The sequence below is a fragment of the Desertihabitans aurantiacus genome (genome assembly GCF_003344635.1).
Taxonomy (GTDB): domain Bacteria; phylum Actinomycetota; class Actinomycetes; order Propionibacteriales; family Propionibacteriaceae; genus Desertihabitans; species Desertihabitans aurantiacus.
The window spans coordinates 1-5668 of sequence record NZ_QPKK01000249.1 but is presented as its reverse complement, the minus strand read 5'-3'; the positions used below and the strand labels follow the sequence as shown (position 1 = coordinate 5668).

The window sequence follows — 5668 nt, the reverse complement described above, 5'->3', positions numbered from 1 at the left end:
CGCGTCCGGCCGCGGCGCGGGCCTCGCGGACGGCGGCCACGGCCGGGACGACGGTGCCGAGGTCGGCGTCGTCGATGATGACGCCGTCACCGAGCGCGCCGGCCAGCGCGAGGGTGCGCGGCCCGCGGGCACCGACCAGCAGCGGCAGCCGTCCGGCCGGTGGCCAGCGCAGCCGGACCCGGTCGAGCTCGACGTAGCGGCCCTGGGTGCTCACCTCCTGACCGGTCAGCAGGGCGCCGAGCGTCTCGGTGTACTCCTGCAGCAGCGTCGTGGGCGAGGCGGCGCGGGCGCCGACCTGACCCATCCAGTCCAGCACCCCGTGCCCGATCCCGGGCAGCAGCCGGTCGGGGAACAGCCGGGCCAGGGTGGCGAGCTCCATCGCGGTCAGCGCCACGTTGCGCAGCGGCACCGGCAGCAGGCCGATCCCCACCCGGACGCGCTCGGTGCGGGCCAGCACCGCGGCCGCGGTCGCCACCCCCGCCTCGGCGAAGCAGTCCTCCCAGACCCAGACCTCGTCCAGACCGGCGTGTTCGGCGTCCACGGCGGTCTGCAGGAAGCGTTCCGGCGGCTGGTCGGGCGGGATGATGACACCGAGCTCGGGCACGCACCGCACGCTACCCTTCCGCCCGACCCTCGCCCCCACCGACTCCGAGGAGCCCGATGTCCCTGCCCTGGACGCCGCGCAGCGACCGACCCGTGGACCCGGCGACCGGGGACGCCGCCAGCGCGCTGGTCCTGCCCGAGGAGCGGCTGAGCTGGCCGCGCACCATCGGGCTCGGCATGCAGCACGTGGTGGCGATGTTCGGTGCCACCTTCCTGGTGCCGACGCTGACCGGGTTCCCGCCCGGCACCACGCTGCTGTTCTCCGGGATCGGCACCCTGCTCTTCCTGCTCATCACCCGCAACCGGCTGCCCAGCTACCTCGGCTCCTCCTTCGCCTTCATCGCGCCCATCACCGCGGCCAGCGCCGCCGGCGGTCCGGGGCTCGCGCTGGCCGGGGTGGTGCTGGCCGGGGCCCTGCTGGCGCTGGTCGGGCTGGTGGTGCAGCTGGTCGGCACGCGCTGGCTGACCGCGCTGATGCCGCCTGTCGTCTCGGGCACCATCGTGGCGCTGATCGGCTTCAACCTCGCACCGGCGGCGAAGCAGAACTTCGAGGCCTCGCCGCTGGTGGCCGCGATCACGCTGGCGGTGATCGTGCTGGTCGCGGTCGCCTTCCGCGGTCTGGTGGCGCGGCTGTCGATCCTCATCGGCGTCGTCGTCGGCTACCTGGCGGCCGCCGCGCTCGGCCAGGTCGACCTGACCCCGGTGCGGCAGGCGGCCTGGGTGGGGCCGCCCCAGTTCCAGCTGCCCTCCTTCGACGCCGACCAGCTGCCGGCGCTGCTGCTGTTCGTGCCGGTGGTGCTGCCGCTGCTGGCCGAGAACGTCGGCCACGTCCGCGGGGTCGGCCAGCTGATCGACCGCGACCTCGACCCGCTGGCCGGTCGCGCCCTGATGGCCGACGGGCTCGCGACGGTGCTGGCGGGCTCCTTCGGCGGCTCGGCCACCACCACCTACGGCGAGAACATCGGCGTGATGAGCGCGACCCGGGTGTTCTCCACCGCCGCCTACTGGGTGGCCGGCGCCACCGCGATCCTGCTCGGCCTCTCCCCCAAGGTCGGTGCGCTGATCTTCGCCACCCCGGCCGGTGTGCTGGGCGGGGTGACCACCGCCCTGTACGGGCTGATCGGGATCATCGGCGTGCGGATCTGGGTGGAGCACCGGGTCGACTTCTCGCTGCCACGCCACCAGTTCTCCGCCGGGATCGGGCTGATCGTGGCGATCGCCGACTTCACCGTCAACGCCGGTGAGGTGAGCGTGGGCGGCATCGTGCTCGGCACCGTCGCGACCCTGGTCGTCTACCACCTGATGGCCGGGATCGACCGGCTGCGCGGCGGCCGGAGCGCCGGCGAGCTGTCCCCGCCGGCGGTCTGAGCGCTCAGCCCGCGCTGCCGGAGCGTTGGGCGGCGGCGGTGGTGTAGAGGCAGACCGCCGCGGCAGTGGCGAGGTTGAGGCTCTCCGCCGCACCCCACAGCGGGACGCCGACGCGGGCGTCGGCCAGGGCCGCGTCCTCGGCCGGCAGGCCCCAGGCCTCGTTGCCCATCACCCAGGCGGTCGGCCGGGCCAGCGCGCCGCGGGAGGCCAGCGCGTCCAGCTGGTCGGGGGCCCCGCCGTCGGCGGCGAGCACCTGCAGTCCGCGCTCCCGGCAGGCCGTGACGGCGTCGTCGAGGGTGGCGCCGGTGGCGACCGGCAGGTGGAAGACGCTGCCGACGCTGGCCCGCAGCACCTTGGGGTTGCCGAGCTCGACCGAGGAGTCGGTGAGCACCACGGCATCGGCCCCGAAGGCGTCGGCGCAGCGGATCACGGTGCCCGCGTTGCCGGGGTCGCGGATCCGGGCGCACACGACCACCAGGCGGGGGGCCTCGCCCAGGGCGTCGGCCAGCGGCACGTCGACGGCGTCGCAGACCGCGACCACGCCCTGCGGGGTGACGGTGTCGACCAGCCCGGTGAGCTGGTCGAGGGTGACCTCGGTGACGGCGGCCCCGGACGTCCGGGCGTCCGCCAGCAGCACCGGGTGGCGCCCGGCGGCCTCGGGGGTAGCGAAGAGCCGGCGCACCACCCCGGCGGCCACCGCCTCACCGACAGCCTGGGGGCCCTCGACCAGCCACCGCCGCTCGACGAGGCGCTGCTTGCGGGTGCGCAGACGACGAGCCGACCGCCACCCCTGCGGAGTGACGGTCGGCTCGGACATCGCGGGACCGCCGGAGCGGTCGCTGCTGCTCAGCTCAGGCGGCGGCCGGCGCGGCGGGCTGGTGGGCCCGGGCGACCTCGACCAGCGCGGCGAACGCGGCGGAGTCGGAGACGGCGAGCTCGGCCAGCATCTTGCGGTCGACCTCGACGCCGGCGGTGCGCAGCCCGGAGATGAAGCGGTTGTAGGTCATGCCCTCGGCGCGGACGGCGGCGTTGATCCGCTGGATCCACAGCTTGCGGAAGTCGCCCTTGCGCGCCCGGCGGTCGCGGTAGGCGTAGACCATCGAGTGGGTGACCTGCTCCTTGGCCTTGCGGTACAGCCGCGAGCGCTGGCCCCGGTAGCCGGAGGCCTGCTCGAGGACCTCGCGGCGCTTCTTCTGGGCGTTCACGGAGCGCTTGACGCGTGCCATGGTGATTCTCCTTCGTGGGCGCCCGAGGTGGCGGGCGCGGGTGTGTCGGGCCGGTGGACGGCCGGGAACGGGTGGTGGCCGCCGCTCAGCGGTGACGCGGGGTCACTCGCGCGCCGCGGCGGGGGCTCACTTGCCCAGCAGCTTCTTGGCCTTGGCGGCGTCGCCCTTGGCGAGCACGGCGTCGCCGTCGAGGCGGCGGGTCCGGGTGGACGGCTTGTGCTCGTTGAGGTGCATCTTGCCCGCCTTGCGGTGCATGACCTTGCCCGAGCCCGTCAGCTTGAACCGCTTCTTGGCACCGGAGTGCGTCTTCATCTTCGGCATGGCTAGCCGCTCCGTTCCTGTCCTTCGTGCGTTTCCCGGGTGGGCGCTGACCACCGGGTCGCACCCGCCGGGGCGGGCGCTGGTCCGTCGCTCGGGGTGAGCTGCGGACCCGTCGGTCACCGACCGCTCAGCGGCCGGTCGACCGCTCAGAGATCGACGTCGGGATCCATGTTGTCGGCCGGACCCTTCCGCTTCTTCTTCTTGGGCTGCGCCTGGTGCTCGGCCCGCTGCGAGGCCCGTTCGGTCTCCTCCAGCTCGGCGTCGGCCTTCCGGGCGGCCATCTTGGCGTCGCGCTCGGCGGCGACGTCACCCTTGGCCTCGGTCTTCTTCTTGTGCGGGCCCAGCACCATCAGCATGTTCCGCCCGTCCTGCTTGGGCGTCGACTCGATGAAGCCGAACTCCTCGACGTCGTCGGCGAGCTGCTTCAGCAGGTTGAAGCCGAGCTCGGGACGGCTCTGCTCGCGGCCGCGGAACATGATGGTGATCTTCACCTTGTCGCCGGCCTTGAGGAAGCGCACGACGTGACCCTTCTTGGTCGCGTAGTCGTGGCTGTCGATCTTCGGGCGGAGCTTCATCTCCTTGATGACGGTGTTCGTCTGGTTGCGGCGGCTCTCACGGGCCTTCTGGGCGTTCTCGTACTTGAACTTCCCGTAGTCCATGAGCTTGGCCACCGGCGGGCGAGCCATCGGCGCGACCTCGACGAGATCGAGCTCGGACTCACGAGCCAGTCGCAGCGCGTCATCGATGCGCACGACCCCCACCTGCTCTCCCGCGGGGCCGACGAGTCGGACCTCGGGGACGCGGATGCGGTCGTTGATGCGTGGTTCGGTGCTGATGTGTCCTCCAGTACGGTTGGTCCTCGGGTCGCGACCGCCGCACCCCGGGCTGCACGCCCCCCGGGAACCACGAAAGGGTCCCCGCGGACGCGGAGACCCTGAGACACACCGTCGGCGGGTCCGTCGGACCGGCCTCTGGTGACCTACCCGACGACCGAGGGCCGTGGCGGGTGGGAGATCAGGTCTCCGCTTGCAGACCCGGAAGAACCGGATCGGTCGCGATGCAGTCTAGACGACTGCACCCTGTGCAGCACAATCCGCGGCCCGGATATTCCTCCGACGCGGTCAGGACGGGTCACCGCCGCCGGCCTGCATCCAGCCGAACCCGCCGTCGGGCAACGCCACCAGCCGCCGGCTGCGGGCCAGCTCGCCGAGCAGCGGCTGCTCCAGCACGACCGGGTGCGGGCCCTCCAGGTCGACCAGCAGCGCCACCGCGTCCTGGGCCAGCGCCGCCTCGGCCACCTTGTCCAGGGTGGCCGGCACCGGGCGGGCGCGGGCGTCCCAGCGCTGCAGGCTGTCCACCCCGGTGAAGACGAGCATCGCCCGCCGACCGGCGGCGTCGGAGAGCAGCACCGCCGACATGTCGGCCGACTTGTCCCCACCGCCGGGGCCCTGCTCCCCCACGGCGACGATCGGGGTGAGCAGCCGCGTCCCGCACAGCGCGGCCAACGCGGCCAGGTAGCTCTCGGTCGACGGTGCCGAGACCGAGGCCGCCAGCGCCTGCCGCACCGCCGGGTCGGCAGAGCCGTCGTCGTCGGCGAGGGCCTTGAGCGGGTCGTGCAGCCGGCGCTGGGGTTCGGGCATGGGTCCCACCGTAGGCCCTGACCGCCGCAGCGGGTGCGACTCAGGGACCCTCACGGGGGATGCCCCATGCCGCGTGCGGACGAGGGTGGCAGCCTTGGTGCCATGAGCCCCGACACCGCCCTGCTCCCGCTCTGCGTCGCCCTCGCCATCCTCGGCCTGCTGGCCACCGTGGTCTTCTGGCGCAGCCGGCGCGCTGCCCGCGGCCGCATCCTGCAGGGCGCCGCCCTCACCCTCACCCCGGTGGCGCTCTACCTGACCGGGCTGCTGCGGATGGTCTGGGACGCGGTGGTCGCACTCGTCGGCTGGGCCGGCCGGCTGGCCTTCTCCCCCGGTGTGTGGGTCGGGTTCGCGCTGCTGGCGGTGGCGGTGGTGCTGTGGGTGGTCGGTGGGCTGCTGGTGCGCCGCTCCCACCTGCGCAGCGGGACCGCGGCGGCCGAGGGCCGCGACCGGGCCCCGGCGGTGGGCCGCGGCGCCGCACCCGCTGCGACGCAGGCCGGCGGACGGCGTCCG

The 5668-nt window shown here is 73.9% G+C and carries 8 protein-coding genes; 2 read left to right on the top strand and 6 right to left on the bottom strand.

What is annotated here, in order from left to right; all coding sequences use genetic code 11:
- Positions 1-604, bottom strand: a 604-nt coding sequence (locus DVA66_RS16370; RefSeq protein ID WP_114561033.1) for an LLM class flavin-dependent oxidoreductase, incomplete at its 3' end; no start/stop codon positions are given.
- A 56-nt stretch (positions 605-660) separates the two neighbouring features.
- Here DVA66_RS16370 and DVA66_RS16365 point away from each other — a divergent pair.
- Entirely contained in the window at positions 661-1971 is a 1311-nt protein-coding gene (locus DVA66_RS16365) for a uracil-xanthine permease family protein (RefSeq protein ID WP_114561032.1), read from the top strand.
- Positions 1972-1975: 4 nt separating this feature from the next.
- On the opposite strand, the gene DVA66_RS16360 is transcribed toward DVA66_RS16365, so the two are convergent.
- The 5 genes from DVA66_RS16360 to DVA66_RS16340 all read right to left on the bottom strand — a co-directional run bounded on the left by DVA66_RS16360 (position 1976) and on the right by DVA66_RS16340 (position 5158).
- Positions 1976-2788: a TrmH family RNA methyltransferase gene (locus DVA66_RS16360; RefSeq protein ID WP_114561031.1), complete on the bottom strand. Its 813-nt coding sequence runs from the start codon at positions 2786-2788 to the stop codon at positions 1976-1978.
- Positions 2789-2822: 34 nt separating this feature from the next.
- The gene (rplT, locus tag DVA66_RS16355) at positions 2823-3197 is read right to left on the bottom strand and encodes a 50S ribosomal protein L20 (protein ID WP_114128024.1); all 375 of its coding nucleotides are present in this window, start codon (positions 3195-3197) and stop codon (positions 2823-2825) included.
- A gap of 126 nt (positions 3198-3323) precedes the next feature.
- Positions 3324-3518, bottom strand: coding sequence for a 50S ribosomal protein L35 (gene rpmI, locus DVA66_RS16350; RefSeq protein ID WP_114128023.1), 195 nt, complete (start codon positions 3516-3518; stop codon positions 3324-3326).
- 146 nt (positions 3519-3664) lie between these two features.
- Positions 3665-4336 carry a translation initiation factor IF-3 gene (gene infC / locus DVA66_RS16345; RefSeq protein ID WP_332872881.1) on the bottom strand — a complete coding sequence of 224 codons (672 nt, stop codon included), beginning with the start codon at positions 4334-4336 and terminating at the stop codon, positions 3665-3667.
- Positions 4337-4639: 303 nt separating this feature from the next.
- Positions 4640-5158: an SseB family protein gene (locus DVA66_RS16340; RefSeq protein WP_114561029.1), complete on the bottom strand. Its 519-nt coding sequence runs from the start codon at positions 5156-5158 to the stop codon at positions 4640-4642.
- Positions 5159-5260: 102 nt separating this feature from the next.
- On the opposite strand from DVA66_RS16340, the gene DVA66_RS16335 reads away from it, so the two are divergent.
- Positions 5261-5668: hypothetical protein (locus DVA66_RS16335; RefSeq protein ID WP_114561028.1), on the top strand; the 408-nt coding region annotated here is incomplete at its 3' end.

What these genes read in the sequence shown, in the direction of transcription:
- DVA66_RS16365 (WP_114561032.1), top strand. Translation starts at nt 661, where the DNA reads ATGTCCCTGCCCTGGACGCCGCGCAGCGACCGACCCGTGGACCCGGCG.
- DVA66_RS16360 (WP_114561031.1), bottom strand. Translation starts at nt 2,788, where the DNA reads ATGTCCGAGCCGACCGTCACTCCGCAGGGGTGGCGGTCGGCTCGTCGT.
- rplT (WP_114128024.1), bottom strand. Translation starts at nt 3,197, where the DNA reads ATGGCACGCGTCAAGCGCTCCGTGAACGCCCAGAAGAAGCGCCGCGAG.
- rpmI (WP_114128023.1), bottom strand. Translation starts at nt 3,518, where the DNA reads ATGCCGAAGATGAAGACGCACTCCGGTGCCAAGAAGCGGTTCAAGCTG.
- DVA66_RS16340 (WP_114561029.1), bottom strand. Translation starts at nt 5,158, where the DNA reads ATGCCCGAACCCCAGCGCCGGCTGCACGACCCGCTCAAGGCCCTCGCC.